General features: G+C 39.5%; 16 protein-coding genes. 4 read left to right on the forward strand and 12 right to left on the reverse strand.

Annotated features, from left to right (window positions below):
• Nucleotides 1-5: 5 nt before the first annotated feature.
• The 9 genes from R2Q84_RS09440 to R2Q84_RS09480 form a co-directional block, all read right to left on the reverse strand.
• Nucleotides 6-2,741 (reverse strand): DUF1553 domain-containing protein, encoded by a 2,736-nt coding sequence (locus tag R2Q84_RS09440; RefSeq protein WP_316816282.1) that lies wholly within the window; start codon nt 2,739-2,741, stop codon nt 6-8.
• A gap of 124 nt (nt 2,742-2,865) precedes the next feature.
• Nucleotides 2,866-4,518, reverse strand: a complete 1,653-nt coding sequence (locus tag R2Q84_RS09445; protein ID WP_316816283.1) for a sodium:solute symporter family protein — start codon at nt 4,516-4,518, stop codon at nt 2,866-2,868.
• Between the two features lie 25 nt (nt 4,519-4,543).
• Entirely contained in the window at nt 4,544-5,434 is an 891-nt protein-coding gene (locus R2Q84_RS09450) for an SMP-30/gluconolactonase/LRE family protein (protein WP_316816586.1), read from the reverse strand.
• Nucleotides 5,434-6,225, reverse strand: a complete 792-nt coding sequence (locus R2Q84_RS09455) for an SDR family NAD(P)-dependent oxidoreductase (RefSeq protein WP_316816284.1) — start codon at nt 6,223-6,225, stop codon at nt 5,434-5,436. The genes R2Q84_RS09450 and R2Q84_RS09455 overlap by 1 nt, the downstream gene beginning before the upstream one ends.
• An 11-nt stretch (nt 6,226-6,236) precedes the next feature.
• Nucleotides 6,237-7,403 carry a mandelate racemase/muconate lactonizing enzyme family protein gene (locus tag R2Q84_RS09460; protein WP_316816285.1) on the reverse strand — a complete coding sequence of 389 codons (1,167 nt, stop codon included), beginning with the start codon at nt 7,401-7,403 and terminating at the stop codon, nt 6,237-6,239.
• 24 nt (nt 7,404-7,427) lie between these two features.
• Complete coding sequence (locus R2Q84_RS09465; RefSeq protein ID WP_316816286.1) at nt 7,428-10,337, reverse strand: glycoside hydrolase family 2 TIM barrel-domain containing protein; 2,910 nt, start codon at nt 10,335-10,337, stop codon at nt 7,428-7,430.
• A 4-nt stretch (nt 10,338-10,341) separates the two neighbouring features.
• Nucleotides 10,342-13,260: a glycoside hydrolase family 2 TIM barrel-domain containing protein gene (locus R2Q84_RS09470; protein ID WP_316816287.1), complete on the reverse strand. Its 2,919-nt coding sequence runs from the start codon at nt 13,258-13,260 to the stop codon at nt 10,342-10,344.
• A gap of 23 nt (nt 13,261-13,283) precedes the next feature.
• A complete protein-coding gene (locus R2Q84_RS09475) occupies nt 13,284-13,973 on the reverse strand; it encodes an RraA family protein (RefSeq protein ID WP_316816288.1) in 690 nt (229 codons plus the stop codon).
• A 216-nt stretch (nt 13,974-14,189) separates the two neighbouring features.
• Nucleotides 14,190-15,053 carry an AraC family transcriptional regulator gene (locus R2Q84_RS09480; RefSeq protein WP_316816289.1) on the reverse strand — a complete coding sequence of 288 codons (864 nt, stop codon included), beginning with the start codon at nt 15,051-15,053 and terminating at the stop codon, nt 14,190-14,192.
• Between the two features lie 284 nt (nt 15,054-15,337).
• Between R2Q84_RS09480 and R2Q84_RS09485 the strand changes: the two genes are divergently transcribed.
• Genes R2Q84_RS09485 through R2Q84_RS09500 form a run of 4 tightly spaced genes read left to right on the forward strand, consistent with a single transcriptional unit; the run spans nt 15,338 to nt 22,406 of the window.
• The gene (locus R2Q84_RS09485; RefSeq protein ID WP_316816290.1) at nt 15,338-18,535 is read left to right on the forward strand and encodes a TonB-dependent receptor; all 3,198 of its coding nucleotides are present in this window, start codon (nt 15,338-15,340) and stop codon (nt 18,533-18,535) included.
• Nucleotides 18,536-18,548: 13 nt separating this feature from the next.
• Entirely contained in the window at nt 18,549-20,501 is a 1,953-nt protein-coding gene (locus tag R2Q84_RS09490; protein ID WP_316816291.1) for a RagB/SusD family nutrient uptake outer membrane protein, read from the forward strand.
• Between the two features lie 11 nt (nt 20,502-20,512).
• Nucleotides 20,513-21,709 carry a DUF5000 domain-containing lipoprotein gene (locus R2Q84_RS09495; protein WP_316816292.1) on the forward strand — a complete coding sequence of 399 codons (1,197 nt, stop codon included), beginning with the start codon at nt 20,513-20,515 and terminating at the stop codon, nt 21,707-21,709.
• A gap of 7 nt (nt 21,710-21,716) precedes the next feature.
• Nucleotides 21,717-22,406, forward strand: coding sequence for a DUF4998 domain-containing protein (locus tag R2Q84_RS09500; protein ID WP_316816293.1), 690 nt, complete (start codon nt 21,717-21,719; stop codon nt 22,404-22,406).
• Nucleotides 22,407-22,544: 138 nt separating this feature from the next.
• Here R2Q84_RS09500 and R2Q84_RS09505 read toward each other — a convergent pair whose 3' ends face one another.
• The 3 genes from R2Q84_RS09505 to R2Q84_RS09515 form a co-directional block, all read right to left on the reverse strand.
• Nucleotides 22,545-23,987: a TlpA disulfide reductase family protein gene (locus R2Q84_RS09505; RefSeq protein ID WP_316816294.1), complete on the reverse strand. Its 1,443-nt coding sequence runs from the start codon at nt 23,985-23,987 to the stop codon at nt 22,545-22,547.
• Between the two features lie 269 nt (nt 23,988-24,256).
• Nucleotides 24,257-24,835 (reverse strand): 50S ribosomal protein L25/general stress protein Ctc, encoded by a 579-nt coding sequence (locus R2Q84_RS09510; protein ID WP_316816295.1) that lies wholly within the window; start codon nt 24,833-24,835, stop codon nt 24,257-24,259.
• Nucleotides 24,836-24,866: 31 nt separating this feature from the next.
• A complete protein-coding gene (locus tag R2Q84_RS09515; RefSeq protein WP_316816296.1) occupies nt 24,867-25,808 on the reverse strand; it encodes a ribose-phosphate pyrophosphokinase in 942 nt (313 codons plus the stop codon).
• Between the last annotated feature and the right edge of the window lie 710 nt (nt 25,809-26,518).

Raw genomic sequence — 26,518 nt, forward strand, 5'->3', positions numbered from 1 at the left:
TCCCGTTAATTTTTAGTTACTACCTCGTCTAAATTCAGCATGGCATTAGCTACCAGTACCATTGCAGCATCTTCTGGTCTCACCTGTTTATTCGGATCCCCCATAAATGCTGATGCACTCGCACTATCTTTTTTAAATGTAGATAATGCTTTCGCATACAATTCCTCAAAAATTTTCAATCTATTCTTCGGAATAGGTTTATAAAGCATCATTGAATAGCCTTTTGCAATTTTAAGCGCAGCATCTTTTTCACCCGTCTGCTGGATTCTTTTAACAAAATGCCTGGCCATATCTACATATGCAGAATCATTCAGGGTTACCAGTGCCTGCAAAGGCGTATTTGTTCTAATTCGCCGCGGACTGCAAACCTCGCGAGATGCACCGTCAAAGGCAATCGCGGATGGATAGGGGGCCGTTCTTTTCCAATACGTATAAATTCCACGGCGATATTGGTCTTCGTTAGCACTTTTTACCCATTTCGCACCATTATATGGCGAAAACCAAATTCCTTCAGGCTGCCAGGGCATCACCGGGGGGCCGTACATCTTCGCACTTAAAACACCACTAATCCCTAAACACTGATCCCTGATCTGTTCTGCACTCAAGCGTACTCTCGAAGCTCTGGCATAAAACTTATTAAACAGATCTTTTTCTTTCAGCTCTTCGGATACTTTGGAATCCTGTCGGTAAGTAGCCATCATGACCAATTCTTTTAACATCTTTTTTACACTCCAGTTGTACTTGTGCATAAACTGGTAAGCCATATAATCCAGCAATTCCTTATGTGTTGGCGCCATTCCCTGTGTTCCCATATCTTCCAACGTTTCCACCAGCCCAGCGCCATGCAATTGTTCCCAAAGCCTGTTCACCATAGTCCTCGACACCAATGGATTACGTTTATCCGATAACCACATAGCTAAACCAACGCGGTTCTCAGGTGCATTTTTTGGCATCGCATAAGCCAATGATTGCGGCACTCCTACTTGTACCTCTTTTCCTTTCGATGTCCAGGCGCCACGGTCAAATACATGATTCTTCCTTTTCATCGCTGCCGGATTTTCAATCATAACTGGTGTGGTGGGTGCATAAGCATTTAACAAATCATTAAATGTTTTTTTATACCGCTCATAACCCGGCTTTCCTTTACCCGGAAATTGTTGTGAAAAATGGAACCAGTCAAAAAACACCACCAAATCTTCAGGCTTCGTTGCACCTGTATTACTGTAGCGGATATAAACATCATGTATACCTTTTTGTTTTTTAAAGTCAACATATACTGTTCGATAACCCGGTCCTACAGCCAATGGCCAGGAGGTTAAAACAGGGCCATTGGGCGCATCAATATGCAAACTCATTCGGCCACCCGGGCGGTCAGAGCTATATTTAAAGATCATTTGATCTACATCCTGAAGATCAACATGTTTTAACCTGGCAACAGCATTGTTTCTAAAAAACAAAGCAATGTTGTTGTTCCCAATCACGGCATTTTTCAGTGAGTCCGCACTGGTAGAGTAAATAGCGGGCTGACCAGTTTTCAAAAACAGGTTGATTTCTTTTGCTCTCCGCTCCGAAGAAACGGTCTTTACCCAGTTAGTTAATTGATGTAGTTCTGTTGTCAACGAATCATTAAACTGCTTAAGCAATGGATATTCTGCTGGCACATCCTCATCCCTTGTATTGTTAAAATACGACATGAACTTATAATATTCATCGTGTTTAAAAGGGTCGTAAGGGTGGGCATGGCATTGTACACAGGAAAACGTTGTACTCATTAAACCCTCCCAGGTGGCATTTACCCGATCCAATACCGCAGCTGTCCTAAATTCTTCGTTATCGGTCCCTCCTTCATCATTGGTTGGCGTATTCCGGCTAAATGCAGTCGCAATGTATTGTGCATCAGTAGGGTTTGGCAAAAGATCACCTGCAACCTGATCAGTAATAAACTGATTGTAAGGCATATCCTTATTGAAGGCCTTAATTACCCAATCGCGATAAGCCCAGATATTCCTGTTCGGATCTGACTCATAACCTTTCGTATCGGCATACCGGGCAATATCCAACCACATTGAAGCCCAGCGCTCCCCATAATGCGAAGAAGCCAGTAGTGAATCGACCAAAATATCATAAGCTTTATCTTCGTCTTTAGCCTTTAAATAAGCCTGCGCAATTTTTTCTGACGGATACATACCTATAAGATCCAGGCTAACACGCCTTAATAGGGTTGCCCTATCGGCCTGAACTGAAGGTTTAAGGTCATTTTCTTCCAGCTTCGCATAAATAAATTTGTCCAGATTATTACGGATCCATTTATTGTCGACATCCGGCAGTTCCGTATCCTTTACAGGCAAATATGCCCAATGATCGCCCCATTTTGCACCTTGTTTCACCCATGTACTTAAAATATCTATCTCGTCTTCATCAAGGGCAGGATGTTTATATGGCATCCTTTCCTCCGGATCCTTAGCGGTTAAACGTTTAATAAACTCGCTTTCCTCGGGATGTCCGGGAATGATAGCTGGTTTTCCACTTTTTGTGACAGCCAGGGCCTCCTCTCTAAATAAAACGCTAAACCCGCCCTGCTGTTTAACTCCACCATGACAAGAAATACATTTTTTATTAAGAATAGGTTTTACATCTACATTAAAGTCTATCTGCTTTTCCGCAGAGAAGAAAGAAAATAAGATCAGCGCCACCGCTACGGCGAGGCCGGACGTAATAAGTATTTTTCTTTTTGAAACCATATAACCATTTGTGTGTGTGTGTTTATTTAGAAAGCTTAACATAGCTAAAAGACCGTATTATAAAAATGGACAATACCGCCTTAAAGATGGACTATACTGCCACAATCAACAACATCGAAGCTTTCTACCAAAATATAATATTAAAAAACAGCGTAATAGCCAAAACAATCAAACCTAAATATAGCGGATTTTTATACCAAATCTTTTCGCGGTCATCCTGTTTGGGTGTAAGGCTGTATACAAGTCCAATCAATTCCTTTTCCTCTTTGGCTTTCGTCAATAAACTTACCACTACCGTTACCGCAAAACAAGCTAGAAACGCTAGCGAAGCAATCATGAATGCCTGCCCTGTAGCAGAATAAAATGTAAATTCTTCCACTATCCACCCACCTTTTCCTTCAGCAACAGACAAACCATGAACAAGGGCTGCAGTAAATGTACCGGCAATCAGTCCCCAAAAAGCACCGTGCCCGGTAGTTCTTTTCCAGAACATACCTAGAAAGAAGGTCGCAAACAATGGTGCATTAACAAAGCTGAATACCAATTGGAGTAAATCCATAATGCTATTAAAACCACTAGCCACATATGCCGTTGCAATAGAGATTAAAATACCAAAAACAGTAGCTGCTTTACCTACATAGAGATAATGTTTATCCGAAGCCCCTTTTTTAATATGGGTTTGATAAATATCATATGTCCATACGGTATTAAAAGCTGTAACATTCCCTGCCATACCACTCATAAACGACGCCAATAAAGCTGTAATTCCAAGCCCCAATAATCCGCTCGGATATAGCTTTTGTAACAACAAGGGAAGGGTCATATTGTAATCTTTATCACCAGATGAGTTTAGCGGCAAATCAAATCCGTCAAACTGGTTTTGCAACGCCAGTAAAATGATCCCGGGAAGAATCACAATAGCTGGCATCAGGATTTTTGGAAAAGCAGCCAATACCGGAGTACGTCTTGCGTCATTTAGATTTTTACTGGCCATGGCACGTTGTACCACCAAAAAATCGGTACACCAATAACCAAAGGCCAAAACAAAGCCCAGACCGAAAACCATACTAAAAGCATCAACACCCATAGGGTTATTCTGAGGACTGTCCAGTCCTTTCCATACATGTAGCTTTGCATCTTCCACATGCATCACAATGCCTTCCCATCCACCCGCTTTATCTAAGCCGATGTAAACCAGGGGAGCAATACCGATAATGATCAGAAAAAACTGCAGTACCTCATTATAAATTGCACCAGTTAAGCCACCCGAAAAAGTGTACACCAGTACCACACCCGCAGCAAGCCATATGGAAACATCAAAATCCCAACCCAATATGGTTTGCATCAGCATAGCAAGAGCATATAAAGAAACCCCAGAGGAGAAAACCGTCATTGCCGCAAAAGTCAGCGCATTTAACGTTCTGGTCTTTTCGTCAAAGCGTAGCTTTAGATATTCCGGAACACTTCGTGCTTTACTTCCATAATAAAATGGCATCATGTATACACCTAGAAAAATCATTGCCAGTGCAGCCCCCAACCAGTAAAAATGCATCGTATACATACCGTATTTAGCCCCATTTGCAGCCATCCCGAGTACTTCCTGAGCGCCAAGATTTGCAGAGATAAATGCCAGACAGGTAATCCACAGTGGAATATTCTTGCCACTCATCAAAAAATCATCCCCGGTTTTAACCTTCTTCTTGAGCAACAGGCCAATCCCCATTACAAACAAAAAATAAAGGGATATGATAAAATAATCAATAAGTTCTAATTTCATTGTTTAATATTTGGTTTGTTTGATTCTATAAATTTTTGAATGTATTGCCTGAAAACCCGCCTATACCGGGTTGGACAATAAACAATGAACCACTATCGGGGAACTTTTCCAGCTCTTCTGCTGTTAAGCCATCTGCCGCTGTACTAATTAGTAATTCTCTCCCATCCTTTCCCCCGAAAGCACATGAAGTAACATTTAGGGCTGCAACCGATACTTTTCCGATCAGCTTACCATCATGGGGATTATAACGGTTTACACACGCTCCGCCCCATATGGCAACCCAAAGCATTCCCTCTTCATCTATACACATTCCATCAGGTAACTCCATCGGATGATTTAACTCAACAATAACCTCTTCGTTAGTAATCTGCCCACTGTCAAGGTCAAAATCAAATCCCTTAATGTTACGGTCAAAGGAATCTATGTAATACATCTTAGTATGGTCGGTAGACCAGCAGATGCCATTTGAAACACTGGTTCCCTCAATCATTTTCCTTAGTGTTCCGTCAAAGCAATATAATGCACCCTCCTTAGCCTTTGCATTTTTATTCATGGTACCAAACCAGAACCGTCCCCTCGCATCACAAGCACCATCATTGCAGCGATTATCAGGTTTTTCGGGTTCTACGGCTACAAGAATCTTTTTACTTCCCGTCTGAGGATCCATTTCTTCCAGCCCATCTTCCATCGCCAATAATAGGTTTCCATTTTGCACGGGCACTGCCTTTCCAATCATTTTGTCCAGTTGCCTGATCTTTACCTCGACAGTAACGGAATCAACTGTCCCCATTAACTTTCCCTTGATATCAACAAATAGATAATTCTGTTCTTCCGGGTTCCAGCAAAGACCTTCACCAAGTTTAAATCCGGCCTTATAAAGCACATCCGATTTCCAGGTCTGCATATTTCCTAACATCAATTATCCTGCATTAAAGCACTACGTCCACCATCAACCAGGTAAGTCGTTCCCGATGCAAAAGCCGCGTATTTACTTGCTAAAAAAACACACCAACCCCCAATTTCTTCGGGTGTACCAATCTGCTTTACAGGGTGCAAATCAATTGTCTTTTCCCTTTGCGCTGTCGGATCATCGAAAGTATCAAACCAAACCTGGTTTCCGGGTGTATCAATAAACCCTGGAGCAAGGCCTACTGTCCGAATAGCAGGGGCCCATTCAATAGCCAAACTTTTAACGAGCCCGGTTAAGGCAGTTTTGCTAACATTATATGGAAAACAACCAGGAATTGTTGCATATGCATGGTTAGAGACCATGATAATGATTGTCCCATTATTCTTTTCAAGGTAAGGCTTACAATATTTCGCCAGACGCCAATGAGCTCCTAAGTTTAGCTGCATATTCTGCTCCCAGCTTTCTTCATCACAAAGCGCAGCTCCTTTAAATACATTTCTTCCCGCATTGGAAACCAGAATATCGATCGCACCATTTCCAAAGGCCGAAACTTCAAGAGCTAGATCCGGGATACATTCCGGATTCGAAAGATCAGCCGTAATATATACCGCCTTCGCCCCCTCCTCCGTCATTGTCTTTAAAAAAGACTCTGCTTCTTCACTTTCGGCTGGCAATTCCGCACAGCCGGCAATGTTACAACCCGCCCTGGCCAGCATTCTAGCTATCCCTAATCCTATTCCGGAAGTAGCACCTGTTACCAAAGCAACTTTACCTTTTAAATCAATATGAAAAGCCATATATGTAATATCTATACGTAAAATCCAGCTCTGGGCTCCAATATACCCGGATGTTTTTCCATCTCCGACTCAATGAGATCAACACCTAAACCAGGTCTATCCGTAAGCTTAAGATGTCCGTTCTCCACCATATCTTTAATTGGATGATCAATTACCTCATCTCTCCATGGCACATCATTAAACATAAATTCCTGTCTGAAGAAATTAGGTACCGAAGCACAAACATGTGCTGAAGCCAATGTAGATAATGGTCCATTGGGATTATGCGGAGCAAGCAAAACGTTATATGCCTCCATCATGGTTGCCATTCGTTTCATTTCCGATGGCCCACCACAGCGGGTTATATCTGGCATCATAATATCGCAGACATGTTTTTCCAGCACATCCCTGATTCCATGACGCGTATAATGACGCTCTCCTACACAGATAGAAACATTTGAAGGGATCCTATCTCTCATCGCCTTTAACGTATTTGCGTTTTCAGGACCTGCCGGCTCCTCGTACCAGGTTATATTTAATTGTGAAAGTCTTTCTGCCATAACAACCGCCACGCGGTAATTTAGCATAGCATGAGTTTCTATCATAATATCGAAATCAGGACCTACAGCATCTCGCACAGCTTTACTTACTTCAAACGCCAGATCTTGTTGTGCAGGAGTAAGCTGCAAATTCGAGGAGAGGTCTTCTCCATACAAATAATTCGTATGTGCAAAAGGGTCGAACTTTAAACCGGTAAAACCAGCTTCCTTAACTTTTTTTGCCTGCATGGCATAATCTTCTGCATTATGACCACCACCTGTAAACCAATAATTAGCATAAAGCAGGATATCTTTTCTAAAAGCACCACCCAAAAGTTCGTAACAAGGCACGCCCAATACTTTCGCTTTTAAATCCAGCAAAGCCATATCTATCCCGCTAATTGCACACATGCTCGCCCCAAAAGGGCCCATCCAATTTAAATCTCTATATAATTTTGTCCAGATAAAATCTGTCCGCATTGGATCTAAGCCTATAATACGTTGACCAACATGTTTTGCAGCCTCAAATACAATAGGACTGCCCGGCCAGTTCGTAGCTTCTCCTACACCGGTATGTCCTGTATCCGTATATATTTTTAATAATGTCCAATTGTATTTTACTCCCTCTACGAGCCATACTTTTACATCTGTAATTTTCATTAGAATGTATTTATTTTTTAACGGTTATTGTAATTTGAAAGTTACACTTCCTTTTAATACTTTTCCTTTAATATTAATACGCCCATCGGTAAATGGCGATCCGTAAAATGGTTCTGAACCACTATTGCTATAATCGGCAATCAGTAACTGGATTTTTTCATCTTGCAACCAGGTACGTAAAGCCTGTTTACCATTAGACTGGATGACAATACCTTCATGGCCATTGTCCAGTTTCGCCTGCAAAATATGATGCTTTGTTGCCCTGAAATCATTTGACCCCATCTCGTTGGCATCATCCTTCCAAAGCATAGCAGAGGGTTTCCCAAACGCTTCTACCGACGACAACCATTTGGCATTCAATTTGGCTGTTCCCTTAGCTCTGGCGATATCATCAGCGGAATACACGGAAAACTCACCTTTACGTTCCCAACTTAGCTCATCAAAATTCTTAGGCAATTGAAAAACCATACCATACTGATAAGGCTGTTCTAAACCAGTTTTCACTTCGTAACCCACTTTGGTATCACCACTTGTAAAAAAAGTATATGTTAAATTGCCGTCTCCATTCGTATAAGTCGCCTTTATTTTAAAAGTAATAGAATCAGCCTTTTTATCCACCTGAATGGCATTAGCAAAAATGGTATAAAGCGGATAATTTTTTATCGGATAGATGTTATTTTGGTAGGTTTCACCAGCTACGTTAGGTTTACCCCCATCCTCCCTGTTCATCAGCACCACCCCAAACACCGGTCCCTGTTCTAAAACTTTTACACCTTTCTTATTCGCACCCGAAATCACACCGGTAATTTTATTAATAGTGTAAGTGATATCCCCCTGCACAACAAAATACGCCATTTCATTTTCAGTAACAGCTATAGCTACTTTATCAGTTTTTGTTGCAGGTCCTGTGGGTTTTAAAACTATCAATTCTTCATTTACAATATTACCTGAAGGATCCGTAAATGAAAGATATACTTCCTTAGTCCCGGCTTTTACAGGGATTTGCAAAACTCCTTTTTCACGAGGTTTAATCAGTGACTTTAAACGCATGTTTGTACCATCAATTTTACAATTAATTTCAACGTCGCTAAGCGCAATAAAATCATGGCGATTTTCTACTTCCAGCAACAGCTTGCCGTTCTTTACTAAAGGATTGTTTACATTTTTCACGACTACCGGTGAATAGGCCTTTTTCATTCCCCAATATTCAGGCTTTAACCTTCTCCAGGCATCAATCGGCCCCCAGGGACCATAACCTACTATATTTCCGTCAGGCAGATGAAAAGTATCATCAATACCACTCCAGATAGCACCACCCAAATTGCCTTTATGCACATACATACTATCGTAATATTTAACCAGCACAGGACCATAACTTGCTCGTACTCCCGGATCGGTTAACAGCTCACGTCGGTTATAAGTGCTTAAATGCGCATATTCTCCAAACAAAGTAGGCCTTTTCATGGTATCAGTAGCTTGTGGGCCGTTCATTCCAGGATAATGATAGTTGGCAATTTCAACTTTGTTTCCTCCATTATTAAACCCACCCCAACATTGGTCGTGAAATGATATAGGACGGGTCGGATCTAATTTCTTAGCTTCACGATAAACTTTATCCCACAAAGGACTCCAATAACTCTCATTACCCAAAGACCATATAATAACCGAAGGATGATTTTTTCCGGCCTGCATTTTTTCGATATTGGCTGCAAGCATATATGGATAAAACTTCTCGTCTTTATAGTTCCACAACTTCCATATTGGTGACGCTCCGTGCTGTATCCAGGTTAAAGAGCTTTCATTTTCTATAAATAAGCCAATACTATCTGCTACTTCCAGAAACCTTTGACTGGGTGGGTAATGGGAAGTGCGGATATAATTACAATTGCCCTGCTTAAATAGCACAGCATCTTTCAATTCCAGGTCGTCGCTAATACTACGCCCGGTAAGTGGATGTACCGAATGGCGGTTTACTCCTCTTAACTTAATCGGCATTCCATTTACCAGAAGTTGGTTACCCTTTACTTCTACCTGCCTAAAACCTATTTTTTGGCTATGGGTCTGCGTTGCCTTGCCTTCAACCATTAATGCGGTTGTTAATTGATAAAGATAAGGCTTATCGGTATTCCATTTAGCAGGATTTTTTACAGGGATAACCGTTTCCAGCAACTTCCTTTTGGCGCCTTGTAATTGCGAAAAAGAAGCTTTTGAACTCGCAATTAATTTTCCATTAGCATCAGTCAAAGTATATGATAACTGTCCGGAAGTAACCTTTTCGCCTTCATTAACTAATAAAGTTTTTAGGGCAAGCGTGGCATTGGAATAATTTTTATCCAAAGTCGTTACCACGGTAAAATCACCAATATTTACAGATGGCAAGGCAAACAGCGTTACATTACGCAAGATACCACCCACCGTATGCACTGCATATTGTGAGGTACAGGCTAAAATATCACTAATGGTGTTGGCCTGAACATCAACTTCCAATAAATTATGATCCGCTTTAAGTGCATCGGTAATATCAATTTCGAAGGGGACAAAACTACCTTCGTGTTCAGCAAGCTTTTTGCCATTTATCTTAACTACTGCATGCGAACTTACACCATCGAAACGCAGCTTAATCCTGTTCCCCTTCCAATCGTCAGGTAAACTAAATTCACGACTATAAGTTGCTGTTTCGCCAGTATTTACAGTATACCCCTGCATTACCCACTCCCCAGGAACTTTAATACTTCCCTTTTTACCAGTTTGCGCAAATTTCCATTCCCCATTTAGTGAAACTGATGGTTTCCTGCTATTTTGTACAGCATAAGGTATAGGCGATAAAGTTGATGATACACCTGTTTGCTGCGCCAAAAGTTTTGTAGATATCAGTGCTATAAAAAAAGCAACTATCAATATCCTTCTTCCTATTGTTTGTTTATTCCTGGCCATACCCTTACTTTAACTGAAGATTGATATTATCCTGTATGAGATCTCCAGCTTTTAAAGGACGGTCCATTTTTGCTGCATGGTCTCTAAAAAATCTTTCGGTTCCCATATTACTGTATCCTGCTACCAAAGCTTTAATACTATCTTCATATCTCCAGGCCCTAATGTGCTGTAAACCATTGGATATTACATCAAAAGTAGAACTACCATTGGTTAATTGGGCCCTGTTAATGTACATTTTAGTAGAACGAAAATCATTGGTCCCCAACTCATTTCTATCCAAACTCCATGGCGTAGTTGGCAAAGTAGATGGGCCGGCCGGGCCAGAAATTTTAAGGTCCGACATTAATTTTGCCTTTCCGGCTGTTCTGCCGATATGATTTGTAGGATAATAATCCCAAAGCCCATTTCTGCTCCAGTCTAATTCCTGGAAAGTTGAAGGCAGACCAAAAACTAATCCCCACTGACGTGGATTGACATCTTTTTTGATGGTGTATTTATAGGCTATATTTACCATACCATTAGCCGTAAAATTGTAAGTTGTTATACCTGCAGCTTCGGTATACATATCTGTAACACTTATCACCAAACTATGTTCACCTTTATCCAGCTTAATTTCTTTTACTATACGGTTTTTACATACATCGGTAAAAGGATCAAATTTTTTGTTGTCGCCTGTCATCTGTACACCATTCCCTTCTCCCGTTAGTGGCAATACCATTAATCTTGCTCCGCCATTCCAAACATTTTTACCATTATTGGTTACTTGCGTTACATCACCGTCGATCAAATTAAAAACGACCTGCATAGTCCCATTTTTAGCGGTCAACATAGATCCCTTTTCACTATAAGTCCATGATCGGCCAGTTGTTATTGCAGGTGAGGCAATCTGACTAACTGATGGCACGACAGCAAACTGATAAATATCAACTAAAACACCACGTGGATCATAAACTTTAATGGTCATTTTATCAGTTGACAATGGCTTTTTATCAACAGCTACCATCACTGTAGTTTTACCATTTCTTTTCAAGTCGGCAGTTATACGGCCGCTCTCTCCTGCCAGATTCCATTCAATTTTACACTCATTTAAATTACTAAACAGCAATCTGTTTTCCAGTTCCACTGCTATCTTCCCGTTACTCCAGTTGCTTAACAATTTAATTTTAACCGGCGAGTAGATTTTCTTCATATGCCAGTATTCCGGCTTTTCTCTCCTCCAGCCATCAAGTGGCCCCCAAGTGCCATAACCTACTGTTTTTCCATTAGGCAGGAAGAATGTATCATCAATTGCAGCCCAAATGGCACCACCCAAAACAGCATCGGTTTTATACATCTGTTCCCACATCGCCTCGAAACCGATTCCCCAGGCATCACGCACTCCTGGGTCAGTAACCAGTTCCAGACGGTTATAAGCATTAAGATGCACATACTCGTCAAAAACGATAGGGCGCTTATAGTTGTTATATTTTTCTGGTCCGGTTGGTCCCGGATAGTGATGGTTAGCAATTTCCAGATCGCCCTCATCAGCATCTGGACCCCATTGACTAAAATTACGTGGGCGGGTCGGATCAAACTGTTTTACCAATTTTCCCGTCTCCTTAAAATACTCCTTATATTTTAAACTCTCGTTACCTAAAGACCATATCAGCACTGAAGGATCGGACCTGAAATAGTTCATCATATCCATAGTCTGATCCACCAGTAAAGCTTGATAAAGCTCTGTACCAGCAACTACAGCTGTATTTTGCGCCCAACAAAAGGGTGCCTCGACTTCTAAAAACATCCCCAAACGATTACAGGCATCAACCAGTTCTTCGGCAGGCGGATAATGTGAAGTACGGATATAGTTTACATTTCCTTCCCGGAACAATTGTATATCTTTTTCCCACATGTTATCGTTTACCGATCGGCCGCGCAAAGGCATGGTCTCATGATGACAAACTCCGCGTAGCTTAACAGGCATATTGTTTACAAAAACCCTGTTCCCTCTTACTTCTATCTGACGGAAACCGATACTTTTCGTAATTACATCCTGTATTTTATCCCCTTGCATAATACTGAGCTTAACCACATACAAATTAGGATGTTCAGGATCCCACTTGGCAGGCTTTAGCACTTCGAAACTGATATTTTGCTGCAAATATTCTCCCTTACTTATACCTTTATCAATCCTTACTACCTTCTCTCCCACCTTACTGGTACCATCGGCTTTAAAAAGTTCCGCTTTAACACTAAGATTATCCGCTTTTCCGTTTTGTTCATTGGCGATAATTACATCGGTGCTAAGCGTAGCATTTTCATATTTTTTATCCAATAACGTCTTAACATCAGCATAAGCGAAATTTACCGGAGCTATCCCCATCAAATAAACTTTTCGCGAGATTCCCCCCAAAGGATGTACCGCGTATTCTGATGCACTGGCCAATGAATCAGCCTTACTGTCTGACTTTACTTTTACCAACAGCTCATTGCTGCCATTCCATTTTACAAAATTATTGATGTCGATTTCAAAAGGAGTAAAACCACCTAAATGACTGGCTGCCTTTTTCCCGTTCAACCAAATTTCTGCTTCACTGAATACCGCATCAAAACGAAGTTTAACACGTTTATTTTTCCAATCCGTAGGTATCTCAAATGTTCTTTTGTAGCCAGCAAAAACCCGCTTTTGCACTTCAAAACCCTGCATTACCCATTCTCCTGGTACCTGGATATTTTTATCACAAGGCGTCAAATTAACATCGGTTGAAAATTGCCAGGTACCATCTAAAGATATTTTATTTGGTTGTTTCGAACCTGCAGGTGATATCCTGTTGAGTTTAAGAACCTGTTGTTCAGCTGTGGTATAACTGATTTTTTGAATTTGCGCGTGTACCGAACTCCCCAGAACGGATAAAGCAACCAGTAATTTATAAAAACGTTTCATTTGTGTGTGTTTAGATTAATCGATTACATGATACCATAAGTTGCAAATGCTTCCTTTGCACTCATACCTTCAAGTATTTTCTTGTGAACAAGCTTCTCTCCCCTGGCCTTTTCAATAGCCAGACTAAATATCTCTTCCTCGTGGGCTTTAGGTACAATACAGACACCGTCAATATCTCCCACTACAATATCTCCCGGATTCACCCTAACTCCACGAACTTCGATCGGCGTTCTAAAGTCGATCACCTTACCACGCGGCGCCTGGTCCTGCGCATAAGAACCATAAGAAAACGTTGGAAAATTTAATTCCAAAATACCTTTTGTATCTCTTGAATACCCATCAACAACTGCTCCGGCAGCGCCAAGCTTTATCGCACGTGCACTCATCAGCTCTCCCCATAATGCATAATCTGGCGAAGCTCCGGCACAAATGTAAACCTCATCTTTCTTCAGGTCGTCCAGTGCATCCAACATCAATCCAAATGATTGATTCAACACCGGGTTGTTACTAACGTAACTCCCTGGCTCCTGAACATCTGCCTCTAAAACAGTCATTGCCCTACCCGCAATAAACATGTCAGCTCTGAGTGGCTGTATTTGCGGAGGCATAAACTGGTGTAACAGTCCCAGTTTATCCATAATATCTCCAATTACTGCCGTATACAATTCATCTCTTATAATCTTAAAAAGTGATTCATCGTTGGTCCATTTCATAATCAATTCAATATTGTTTTACTTGTGTGTGTATACTCCTTCAAAATTCCATGATTTAAATGATGAATTAGCCATCCCTTTTACCCACTATTAAAACTTTTTTACCATATTTCACTATAAAACACGCCAACAAAGGATAATAAACAACAAATATTGGATACAACGATACGCATATCCAACACAGATAGTCGCAATACAAATATTGAAATGGCGCACCTACTTCTTCAACTTCCCTCTATATTCGGAAGGCTTCATACCTTTTATTTCCTTAAAGAATTTATTGAAATTGGTAAGATTATTATATCCGCTTGAAAAACAAACATCTGTGATGGAATAGTCCGCGTTCTGTAGCAATTTACAGGCATGGCCTATCCTTATTTCGTTGATAAACTGCGTGAGTGATTTTTGCGAGCGTGCTTTAAAGAACCTGCAAAAAGAGTTTGTAGTCATATTGCATAGATCGGCTACCTCCTGTAAAAGGATATCACGTTGAAAATTTTCCATTAAAAACTGATAAACCTTATTTATCCTGTTGCTGTCTTTTTCATCATACTGATTTTTAAAGACAATACTAGCCAGATAGCTATACTCATTAGAATTACTTAATATTTCTAAAATTCTAACAACTGAAATGATTCTTTCAAAACCATTTTGATGATGCAACTGCAATAAAATCTCTTTGACCTTTTCATTTGTCTCCCCTGTAAATTTCAATCCTCTGCCACCTCTGCCAATCAGGTCCTGTGTCCTGGAAAGGACATTCTGATCGTCGGTTAAATTGGTTAGAATATTTGCCGGGAAATAAATTACCGTCGACTTTACCGCTCCTTCCTTGCTATTCAAAAAACTTTTGTCATTCTGCCAGATATGGGGAAGATCAGGCCCCATAAAAACAAGATCATTATCCTCAAAGTCACCAATATGATCGCCAACAATTCTTTTCCCATGGCTTTTTTCGATCCAGACCAATTCGCACATATCATGAAAATGGAAAGAGGAAATCAGCATATGGGTATCTAATTGCTTAATCCTAACGTTTTTGGCTCCAGCCGGATGTACATCAATCAGTTCGGGTTTCATATTAAAATACTGCAGTGAATACAACTAAATTAATCATATAAATCAAAAAATAAGAAAACTGGGTAAAAAAGTTTAATGATTTACAATTTTAGTTTTACAATTCCCGCAAAACTCGCCGTTAAATTTACATCAGGTTTATCAGCCTCAAATACAGGGATAAAAAATTGAACAAAGATTGTCACTTGTTTTTGATGCCGATAAACACCACCAACCAACACCATCATTAAGGAATAATCACCACAAAGATTAAGTTTTAAAGATCCTATAAACCAAATTTTAACTATATGAAGAGAGTACTACTATTATCATCTGTAATCTTACTGTTCTCCCTCTACTCGTTTTCTCAAAACAAGAAAACGATAAGGGGAACAGTAAAAAGTAACGAGAAGGAATTGCTCGAAGGTGTAAGTGTGGGCGTAGTCGGTCAAAGCCGGTCTACCCAGACAGACCGGCGGGGCGAATTCTCCATTGAAGTGCTAAACCCTGCTACGGCAAGGATCAGGTTTAGCTTTGTAGGTTACCAAACCCTGGAAGTTGCCGTTAAAGATTCCACCAACATTAATATCATCCTTCAAAATGACGACAAGAACACAATGGAGGAGATTGCCATCGTTGCGTTTGGTACGCAAAAGAAAACCTCGCTTACCGGCGCAGTAACCAGCGTCAGCATAAAAGACCTTAAAGGACCAACCAGTAATCTTACCACTACCCTGGCCGGACGCGTACCGGGTATTATCGCTTTTCAGCGAAGTGGCGAGCCTGGGCAGGACAATGCTAACTTTTTTGTCAGAGGTGTCGGGACGTTTGGAGCAGGTAAACAAGATCCATTAATATACATTGATGGAATAGAAAGTTCCCCAACAGACCTGGCAAGAATGCAGCCAGATAACATTGATAATTTTTCGGTGTTAAAAGATGCGGCAGCTACTGCCCTTTATGGTTCAAGAGGAGCAAACGGAGTATTACTATTGACAACAAAACATGGTTCAGAAGGTAAAACCAGAATAAATTTCAGAGGTGAAAACCGAATTTCCGGAAATACCAAAAGCTACAAACTAGCAGATAATATTACCTATATGAAATTGGCAAACGAAGCCATTCTGACCCGTGACCCACTCGGGCAAACACCTTACGATCCAAACAAGATAGATAATACTGCCGCAGGTATTGACCCTATTCTTTTCCCGAATAATAACTGGGTAGATTTATTAATTAAGGACTATACCAATAACTATGCGGCAAACATAGATGTGAGTGGAGGTAATGAAAAATCCAACTTCTATGTCAGCTTAACTTATGATGAAAACAACGGTTTGCTAAAAACATCCGACTTTAACAACTTCAACAGCAACGTAAAAGCCCGCACGTATTCATTGCTCTCAAACATTAACATTAAACTTACCAGTACTACAAAAGCATTAATTAGTGTACGTGGTATTTTTGATTCCAACAATTCACCAGTTGGTGGCGGTTCAAGAATATTTACATTGGCATCGTCAAGTAATCCAGTTGCATTTCCGGCAGTATATCCACAACGCTTTTTACCTTATGTACAACACCCCTTATTTGGTAGCGCTCTATTACCAAATTCAACCAACATACTGTACACCAATCCTTTTGCACAATCTGTTTCGGGCTTCCAGCAATACAACAGGTCGCAGTTAATACCACAAATTACGATTAACCAGGATTTAGCGGGAATTACTCCTGGCTTATCAGCCAGGGTAATGGGCTTTACACAAAGAGATAATGACTTTACGCTAATCCGTAGATATAGCCCTTTTTATTACCAGGCCAGAACTTTGGATGGGCAAACTACCCTAATACAGCTTAACCAGGCAACACCTGGCCAGCCACTAATTGGAGCTGAACCAACAGAGTATTTAACTTATGAACCCGGCGCCAAAAATGTAAGCCAGGTTATATATGGTGAAGGTGTAATTAATTACAACCGTACATTTCAGGACAAACATACGATTGGGGGACGTGTCATCACTACTGTCAGATCTTCGCTCACAGGCAATGCTTCTACCTTACAGCTTTCCTTACCTAAACGCAATTTAAATTTCTTAGGACAGGTTAACTACGGCTTTAAAGACAAATACATTGTAGATTTCGCTTTCGGTTACAACGGCTCGGAACGCTTTGCCAATGGCAAACGGTATGGCTTTTTCCCTGCAGTAAGTGCTGCATGGATTTTAACCAAAGAGAAGTTTTTGGAAAATTCTAAAGTACTAACCAATTTAAAACTTAGAGGAAGTTACGGTATTATCGGTAACGACCAGATTGGCTCTGATGCTGACCGTTTCTTTTACTTATCAGAAGTTAATTTAAATGCAGGAAACGGATACACATTTGGCGAAAATTACAACTACTTAAGACCAGGAATTCAAATTAATCGTTTTGCGAACCCTCAAATTTCCTGGGAAAGATCTGAACAAACGAACATAGGCCTGGAGGCGACTTTATTTAACGATTTCAATATCGTCGTTGAAGCCTATAAACAGAACAGAACAAGCGTATTGTTAGAGAGAACAAACATCCCTTCATTAGTTGCCTTACAAACAGTTAATCCAGTAAACAGCGCATTGGTATATCCCAGAGCAAACATTGGTAAAGCTGAAAGTCAAGGCATAGATTTCTCGTTTAACTACAGCAAAAACTTCAGCCAAAATTATTGGATGAAATTAAATGCAAACTTTACTTATGCCGCCAGTAAATTGATATTTAATGAGGAACCTAAGTATGATGCAAGTTTAGCACATCTCAGCAAAAGAAACCAGTCAGTAAATCAACTATATGGTTTAGTTGCCGAGCGTTTATTTACTGATGATGTAGAAGTAAGAAACTCTCCGAAACAAAACTTTGGAGAATACCGAGCAGGAGACATCAAATATAGAGATATCAATGGTGATGGTAAAATCAGCACTTTAGATGTTGTACCCATCGGACTGCCATCTGCACCAGAAATTATTTACGGTTTTGGCGGCTCATTCGGATTAAAGCAGTTCGATTTCAGCTTCTTCTTCCAGGGTTCTGCCCGTTCATCATTCTTTATTGACCCAAGCTCAAGACGGGATAACAACGGGAATGTAATTGGTATTTCTCCATTCGCTACTGTTGGGGGCTCGCAATCAGGCTTACTCGATGTGATTGCAAAAGACCATTGGAGCGAAGACAACAGGAACGCATATGCCTTTTGGCCAAGATTGAGTTCTGAAGTCATCAATAACAATGCACAAACATCAACATGGTGGTTACGCAGAGGTGATTTTTTACGGTTAAAACAAGTAGAATTAGGTTACAACATTTCCAATAACCTGGCAAAAAGGATTGGACTTTCCAGTGCAAGGTTATATACAAGTGCACTAAACCTATTCTCACTTAGCAGCTTTAAAACATGGGAAGTAGAAATGGCGGGTAACGGATTAGGCTACCCATTACAAAGGGTATACAACTTGGGTTTAAAACTGGGCATATAAAGTATAAATGAACATGAAAAAAATTAATCAAATCAGTAAAAAAGCATTGATACATAAAATGCGTATTTATCTATATTTTTTATTTATAGCTTCCCTTTTTACATCATGTAAAAAAAGCTTTTTAGATGTGGCACCAGACAATCTGGCCCGAATAGAAAATGCCTTTACTTTACGTGCAGAGGCAGAAAAATATCTGTTTACCTGCTACTCTTATATTCCTGATGATGGAAATACAGTTTCTAACCCTGCATTTTTAGGTGGTGATGAAATGTGTACGCCAATTGTTAGCCGATCTAACAGTTTTGCTGCGAACATCCCCCGCGGCAATCAAAACGTGGTGAACCCCTATTACAATTATTGGGACGGGACCAACGAATCACAATCCATGTTCAGGGGCATAAGAGATTGTAATGTCTTTATTCAAAACATGAAAGACATGACTAAAGTACCCGATATCAGTTTAGACGAAAGAAACAGGTGGATAGCTGAAGGACAGTTTTTAAAAGCTTATTATCATTTTATCCTAATGAGGGCCTATGGTCCAATTCCTACGGTAGACGTAAGTCCAAATATTGATGAGCCAATTGAGAACATGAAATTAAGCAGAATGCCCGTTGACAGTGTAACTAATTTTATTGTTAAGTACCTGGACATGGCTGCAGTTAATTTGCCGGATAACATACAAAACACAGCAAATGAATTAGGCCGGCTAACCAGACCAGCTGCTTTGGCAATGAAAGCGCGCGTCCTGGTTTTAGCAGCAAGTCCTTTGTTTAATGGAAACCCTGATTATACCAGCTTTAAAGATAAAAAAGGCGTTCAACTGATCAACACTACTTATGATGCCAAAAAGTGGGAAAGAGCTGCACTTGCATGTAAAACTGCTATTACTTCCTGCGAAAACGCCGGGTTAAAACTTTTCGAATTTCCAGCTTCTTTATTTAAAATATCAGACAGCACCAAAAGACAAATGAGCCTGCGCAATGCAGTAACTCAAAAATGGCAGAACTCTGAACTGATTTGGGGTAACTCCAGATCGAACACAAACAATCTACAACTGATAACCGTAGGCCATTTTGATGGAAGAAATGGTCGGGGCGGGAATGCAGGCGCGATTGCCGATGTAGGAGCCACCATGAAAATGGCCGATCAGTTTTATACTGCTAATGGTGTACCCATCAGTGAAGATAAAATCCTGACTTTCGGAGATAAGACTGAGCGTAGAGTTGGCGTACAAGCGGAACGTTTCAACAACATTCTTGGTTACACTTCATCCCGGTATAATTTTGACAGAGAAGGGCGTTTTTATGCTTCTCTATCATTTGACGGTGGTGTTTGGTACCAGGAAAGCAGTCCATCTCGTACCGACGAAAACACTTACAACATACAATCACGATTAGGTGGAACCAGTTCCGGCACACCACTACCAATAACAGGGTACTTCTGCAAAAAACTAGTTAACTGGAAGTTTTCCTGGGGTGATAACAACAGTATTGGTATAGAAAGATACCCATGGCCAACTTTCCGTTTAGCAGACCTATATCTCCTATATGCAGAAGCACTGAATGAATTTTCAGGCCCAGGTGATGATGTTTACGAATACTTAAATAGAATCAGGATCAGATCTGGCTTAAAGACTGTTCAGGAGGCATGGACGACTTATTCAAACAACCCGGGTAAATATCAATCCAAAGATGGACTAAGAAGTATCATCAGACAAGAACGCACTATTGAGCTAGCTATGGAAGGAAGCCGTTTCTGGGATTTAAGAAGATGGAAGACCGCTTCTTTGGAGTTAAATGGTAACGTGCAAGGCTGGGATATACAACAAAGCAACCCAATATTATATTACAGACAACTTACATTTTTTAGTCAGCGTTTTGTAGGTCCGAGGGATTATTTATGGCCGATAACCGAAAATACATTATTAGTTAACGAGAATCTGGTACAAAACCCAGGTTGGTAATCTTTTAAAAAATGAAGAATATTATAAACAAATTTAGCGTATTATTAGTCATAATCGCTTTAGGTACATTTGGCTGTAAAAGTGATATTTTAAATGGGCCAATAGAAAACAGTGCTGAAAAACCTGGGCCGGTAACTAACGTTTCTGTTGTAAATAAAAGTGGTGGAGCACTGTTAACCTATACCTTGCCAGGTAATGAGGGTTTGTCTTATATCAAAGCAGAATATGAGATCAGACCGGGAGTTAAACGGGAAGTAGTGAGCTCCTATTACACTAATGAACTTTTGATAGATGGTTTTAACTCAACTGATGAGCGTGAGATAACTTTATATTCAGTAACCAGAAGTGAAGTTAAATCAGACCCTATCAAAATTAAAATAAAGCCTTTAAAATCACCCATTCAAAATGTTTACGAGAGTTTAAAAGTTGTAGCAGGTTTTGGCGGTCCGAATATCAAATTTGCCAATACAGATAAATTGCCAATAACTATTGTTCCATTGATGAAAATCAAAACCGGGGAGTTAAAAGGTTTAGACAAGATTTATTCGCAATCAGCATTAGGCAACATTACCATACGTGGTCTAGAACCTGTCTTAACTAAATTTGGTTTTGTGGTAACAGATCGTTTTGGTAACCATACTGATACATTATATCAAGACTTAACGCCCTACAGCGAAATTAAGCTCGACAAAACCAAATTCTCTTTATTTACATTGCCTGGTGATGCCAAACCAGCTTATCCTGAGGCCCTGCTCACCTACCTGTGGGATAACAATTATCCAACAACAGCCACATGGCCAAGAGCATTTACCACAGAAGGAGCCATTACTCCGCAAACCATTACCATAGATTTAGGCGTAACCACTGCGCTCAGCAGATTTGTCTTCTTCCCCAGAACAGAAACCGGTGGCAAATTTTACGTAAGAGCAAACTTAAGAGAATATGAAATCTGGGCGACCAACAATCCTACTGCAGATGGCAGCTACAATAACTGGACATTAATATCAACCGCTGCAGTTATTAAACCCTCCGGATTACCAGCTGGAACTGAAACTGCCGAAGATCTAGCTTATGCACTAAAAGGCTGGAGCACAGAGTTTGAGCCAGGGCTACCTGCATTCAGATATTTCCGTATTAAATCCCTGCGGAATTGGGAAAACAATTTTGCTATCATGGCCGCACAAATTGACATTTATGGCAGTAAATAAACAAATTATGAAAAAGAACATTTTATACATATTAACAATATGCTCTGTATTAACGGCATGTTCCAAGATCGATGACTACAAGGCTGAATTTCAAGGAGAAAAAGAAATATCATACCCAGGAATTTTAGACTCGTTAAAAGTATTTTCGGGTAATAAAAGAGTTATGGTTTATGGGCTTTTTACATCTGATCCTAAAATTGTAAAGTATCAGGTGTTTTGGAATGGCAAACAAAATGTTATAGAAAAAACTATAAAAAGAACCTCTGGAGTAGACACTGTTAAATTAATAGTGGATAAATTAGAAGAAGGTGGGATAAATTTCGAAGTGAGAACATTTGACGACAAAGGGAATATATCTGTACCTGTTACCGCGCCCGGAATAGTATATGGAAATAATTACGCTACCGGTATCATCAACAGGTCCTTCAACCCCACCACTACGGTGTACGATGTTGCTAAGCAGCTACTAACCATTGATTGGCTTGGGATAGATCCCAGTGCGATTTTTACTACGGTAGAGTATACAAATACAGATGATGTAGCGAAGGTAATAAAAGTGACCGTCAACGAATCTACGCTGACAAGAATTTCGGATTACAAACGAGGAACGGATATCTTTTATAAAACCGCTTATCGCCCGGATCCGACTGCAATTGATACATTTTACGTAGCGAAAAAAGACACCTTTAAAAGGTAAAATTGATCTCTATATCGAATTGAATCTGAATAAAAAAAGAGCTGTCTCAAATGAGACAGCTCTTTTTTTATTCAATGCCACTGAGTCGCGTCAGATTCCCTGAAATAACTTTTATCTTTTCCGAAAACATTTGCTCATTTACAACAGGCCGTCAACCATCTTTTTAACTTCCTCATTTCCAGGAAAACCTGTAAATTTATTGATGAGTACACCTTCTTTATTATATAATAGATATGACGGAATACCTTCGAACCCAAAATGGTTCATGATATACTCCCACTGAGCGTCTTTCAGATAATAATGTTCACTTCCTATTCCTTTAATTTTTTCTTCCCATAGCGTTCGAGGTGAAGACGCGTTAGTTATATATACAAATGCAACATCCTTATCCCGAAACTCATTTTTTGTACTTCTGAATTGCTGCATTGCATCCAGGCAAGGAGTACACCATGTTGCCCATAGGTCAATAAAAATAACCTTGCCCTTATGTTTAGAGACAATCGTTTCCATAACTTTATCTTCCGAAACTGATGAGATGTCATTTACAACAGTTGTTGATTTGAATTTATTCAATTCAACAACCTGTTGGTTTTTTCGAAATAGTATTTTTGCAATTTCTCCTTTTTTCCAATAATTTACGATATTCTGTTTTTGCTTTTCGCTTAGCGGCCTTACCTCTTCATTTAGCTGTCTGCTATAGGCATTAGCCGCTAAAACATCATAGTATGGGCCATCGTCGAATCCGACCAAATCTGATAAAATAACTTTAACCTTTGCTAACCAGGAGGGAACATCACTTTCTCCGATCATGGGGAGCTTTAATATTTCATTTTGAAGAATTTCTGTTTGAAATTCCTGGAATGTAAAACCAATCAAATATTGTGGATCATTGAGCTTAAAATCTTTCAGGAATCGGTAATACGACCTATCAATCTTTTGAATATCAAGCTTTTTGCTTTTATCCTTATTTGTATTGTGATAATTAATCGTCATGAATTTTCCGTAATCAAAGATATATGTACTATATAGCAATAAACGAAAATCTTTAGACAGAATTTCTCTTAGTTCCTTTGATATCAATGTATCGTTATTTACGACCTCTAATCTTTCCGATAAAGCATTTTTAGCAAAATTCAGAAAATAGTCCGTGCTTTTGTCATACATAGGTTGAGGTGCCCTATCCGACTGATATGCAATCATTTTATTCCTGATCTCAAAGCCTCTGGTCATATCATTTTGATTCATACCAGGCGTAATGTCTATATTTTCGACATCATCATCCGAATTATAAGCAACATTAATATTGGTAACACCACCACTTGTCAATTTAACAAGAAGGTACTTTTCTGAATTTAGACTTGTGCTTAAGGCAATTAGAGAGATATCTGTTTCAACGTCAGCATCCATAGAGAAATTCCCCGATTGATCAACAAACGATTTATATTTGACATACTCTCCAGAAATTGGATGTGGAACAATAACATTTACAATAATGTTTTTCTTGTTCCTGTCATTCGAACTTATTATCCTTCCTATTATTTTAGCTGTACCTGCTTTTATAATAGGTGGATCTATTACCATACCAAAAGACTGTTTACATGATAACAAGAACAAAAGGCATAATAACAATAAGGTTAGTGAATATTTCATATTGAGATAGCAATTAATGTCAATCTAATATAGCGGTAATATTCTGAGTATTCTCCCCCCCCCCTTAATTGGGGTTTCGTTTTTTCCAGACTTCTGAATCAGACTATCAGTTTATGGGATCATTGAAATGGCAAAAAAAATGAATAAAAAAAAGCAGCACCGTTTGGTACTGCTTTTTATACTCATTTGCTAAGCAAAAATTATTTTTTACCAGCTGCTTGTTCTGCTTGTTTTAATGCTCTTGACATACCTACAGAAACGATAGTGTCTTCACCAGTGTTAGTAATTGTGTATGCAGCTTTTGCAATGTCACGTACACGGAATAAGTTACCAACTTCTAATTTAGCGATGCTCACTTCAACAGTTTGAGGCATGTCTTTCGGCAATGCTTTAACACGAAGTTTACGTAATTTCTGAACTAATTTACCACCCATTTTAACACCTGGAGAAGTACCGGTTAATTTAACAGGGATTTCCATAAGGATTTCTTTGTCATCAAATAACTGAAGAAAATCTACGTGTAACAACACGTCTGTTAATGGATGAAATTGTAATTCTTTAATGATGGCATTGATTTTAGTACCATTCAATTCAATTTCAACAAAGTTTGCTTCTGGAGTGTAAATAGCATCCTTTAAATCAGTGATCAATACAGCAAAATGTGCTTGTTCTTTACCACCATACAATACTGCAGGAACTTTACCTTCGTAGCGAAGCTCTTTAGCATCGCGTTTCCCTACGTTCTCTCTTGGAGAACCGCTAATTGCGATTGTTTTCATTTTTTATTTATTTTAATTTTTGTAATTATTCTTAAACATTAAACAGGTCGCTGATTGAACCATGCTCATTTACATTGGCAATTGCTTTTGCAAACAATGGAGCAGTACTCAGTACCCTTATTTTTGCACTTTCCTGTTTCAACGGAATCGTATCCGTAACAATCAGTTCAGTTAGCATTGAATTTTCTACAGTTTCATATGCTTTTCCAGACAATACCGGATGCGTACATACAGCTCTTACACTGTTAGCACCTTTTTCCATAATTAAAGCAGCAGCCTTAGCCAGGGTACCGGCAGTATCGCAGATATCATCAATCAACACAACATCCTGCCCAACAACATCCCCTATGATTGACATAGATTCAATTTCATTGGCACGTTTACGTCTCTTATCACAAATAACAACTTCTGCATTAAAAAACTTAGCAAAAGTACGTGCACGATAAGATCCACCCATATCAGGTGAAGCAATGATTAGGTTATCAAGTCCCAGACTTTTAATGTAAGGAACAAAAATCACCGAACCATCTAAGTGATCAACCGGAATATCAAAAAATCCCTGGATCTGTGCAGCGTGCAAATCCATAGTCATGATTCTGTGTATACCCGCTGATTTTAAAAGATTAGCCACCAATTTTGCACCTATTGCAACCCTTGGTTTATCTTTTCTATCCTGTCTCGCCAAACCATAATAAGGAACAACTGCTGTAATGTAATGTGCTGAAGCTCTTTTTGCGGCATCAACCATAAGCAACAATTCCATTAAATTATCTGAAGGTTGGTAAGTAGATTGGATAAGAAAAACGTCACAACCACGTACAGTTTCATCATAAGAAGGCTGAAACTCACCGTCGCTGAACCTGTTTAAAGTTACATCTCCAAGTGGTTTGCCGTATTGTTCGGCAATTCTTTTTGCTAATTCTTTTGTACCTGTTCCGGCAAAAAGTTTAACGGGGTTAAATTGCAATGGCATGATTAAAGGTATATCAATGCTGGTTAAAAAAAATCGGATTGTGAATTAAACCCACAATCCGAATATTGTTTTGTTGTCCGACCTGGATTCGAACCAAGACAAACGGTACCAAAAACCGTTGTACTACCCTTATACTATCGGACAATCTTCCCTTTTTAAAGCTTCTTTCGAAAAAGAGTTGCTTTGAAATGGAATGCAAATGTACGCAGATTTTTCTTTTTTGCAAGGGGTGACGCAAAAAAAAGTAAAATAATTTAGGCCATTTTTCAGCATCCCAAAATAACCCCTTAAAAATGAGGAATTTGTTCCCGCAACTTTTTTCAAAAAAAATACAAAAATATTTTTCTGTCCCCCTCCTTGTCGTTCATGTGCTAAAAAAAGCACCCTGACTTATCTTATTTTAACGTTGCTTGAATTACAGCTAAAAAAATATTTCTATCAGATGCCAGAATAAAAGGGAAATAAATAAAGAATAAGTAAGGAATAAACAGAGGGTTGCTTTATCCTTGCTTTACCCTCTCTTTACCCTTCCTTTACCATTGCTATACCCCTAGGGTAAAGAAACCCTAAAGGAAGGGTAAAGAAAGCCTAAAGAAACTAGTAACTAATCCTTAGTTTATACTTTAGACATATCTAAGATATTAAGAACACGAACCTAATGATACTACAAGTGTGCATGGCAGTAACGGCGATATTTATATTGCAAAAAA

This window comes from Pedobacter nyackensis, assembly GCF_032678475.1.
Classification (GTDB): Bacteria; Bacteroidota; Bacteroidia; order Sphingobacteriales; family Sphingobacteriaceae; genus Pedobacter; species Pedobacter nyackensis_A.

What these genes read in the sequence shown, in the direction of transcription:
- R2Q84_RS09505 (WP_316816294.1), bottom strand. Translation starts at nt 23,987, where the DNA reads ATGGTAATAGATCCACCTATTATAAAAGCAGGTACAGCTAAAATAATA.
- R2Q84_RS09510 (WP_316816295.1), bottom strand. Translation starts at nt 24,835, where the DNA reads ATGAAAACAATCGCAATTAGCGGTTCTCCAAGAGAGAACGTAGGGAAA.
- R2Q84_RS09485 (WP_316816290.1), top strand. Translation starts at nt 15,338, where the DNA reads ATGAAGAGAGTACTACTATTATCATCTGTAATCTTACTGTTCTCCCTC.
- R2Q84_RS09440 (WP_316816282.1), bottom strand. Translation starts at nt 2,741, where the DNA reads ATGGTTTCAAAAAGAAAAATACTTATTACGTCCGGCCTCGCCGTAGCG.
- R2Q84_RS09465 (WP_316816286.1), bottom strand. Translation starts at nt 10,337, where the DNA reads ATGGCCAGGAATAAACAAACAATAGGAAGAAGGATATTGATAGTTGCT.
- R2Q84_RS09470 (WP_316816287.1), bottom strand. Translation starts at nt 13,260, where the DNA reads ATGAAACGTTTTTATAAATTACTGGTTGCTTTATCCGTTCTGGGGAGT.
- R2Q84_RS09455 (WP_316816284.1), bottom strand. Translation starts at nt 6,225, where the DNA reads ATGGCTTTTCATATTGATTTAAAAGGTAAAGTTGCTTTGGTAACAGGT.
- R2Q84_RS09445 (WP_316816283.1), bottom strand. Translation starts at nt 4,518, where the DNA reads ATGAAATTAGAACTTATTGATTATTTTATCATATCCCTTTATTTTTTG.
- R2Q84_RS09450 (WP_316816586.1), bottom strand. Translation starts at nt 5,434, where the DNA reads ATGTTAGGAAATATGCAGACCTGGAAATCGGATGTGCTTTATAAGGCC.
- R2Q84_RS09500 (WP_316816293.1), top strand. Translation starts at nt 21,717, where the DNA reads ATGAAAAAGAACATTTTATACATATTAACAATATGCTCTGTATTAACG.
- R2Q84_RS09460 (WP_316816285.1), bottom strand. Translation starts at nt 7,403, where the DNA reads ATGAAAATTACAGATGTAAAAGTATGGCTCGTAGAGGGAGTAAAATAC.
- R2Q84_RS09495 (WP_316816292.1), top strand. Translation starts at nt 20,513, where the DNA reads ATGAAGAATATTATAAACAAATTTAGCGTATTATTAGTCATAATCGCT.
- R2Q84_RS09490 (WP_316816291.1), top strand. Translation starts at nt 18,549, where the DNA reads ATGAAAAAAATTAATCAAATCAGTAAAAAAGCATTGATACATAAAATG.
- R2Q84_RS09480 (WP_316816289.1), bottom strand. Translation starts at nt 15,053, where the DNA reads ATGAAACCCGAACTGATTGATGTACATCCGGCTGGAGCCAAAAACGTT.
- R2Q84_RS09475 (WP_316816288.1), bottom strand. Translation starts at nt 13,973, where the DNA reads ATGAAATGGACCAACGATGAATCACTTTTTAAGATTATAAGAGATGAA.
- R2Q84_RS09515 (WP_316816296.1), bottom strand. Translation starts at nt 25,808, where the DNA reads ATGCCATTGCAATTTAACCCCGTTAAACTTTTTGCCGGAACAGGTACA.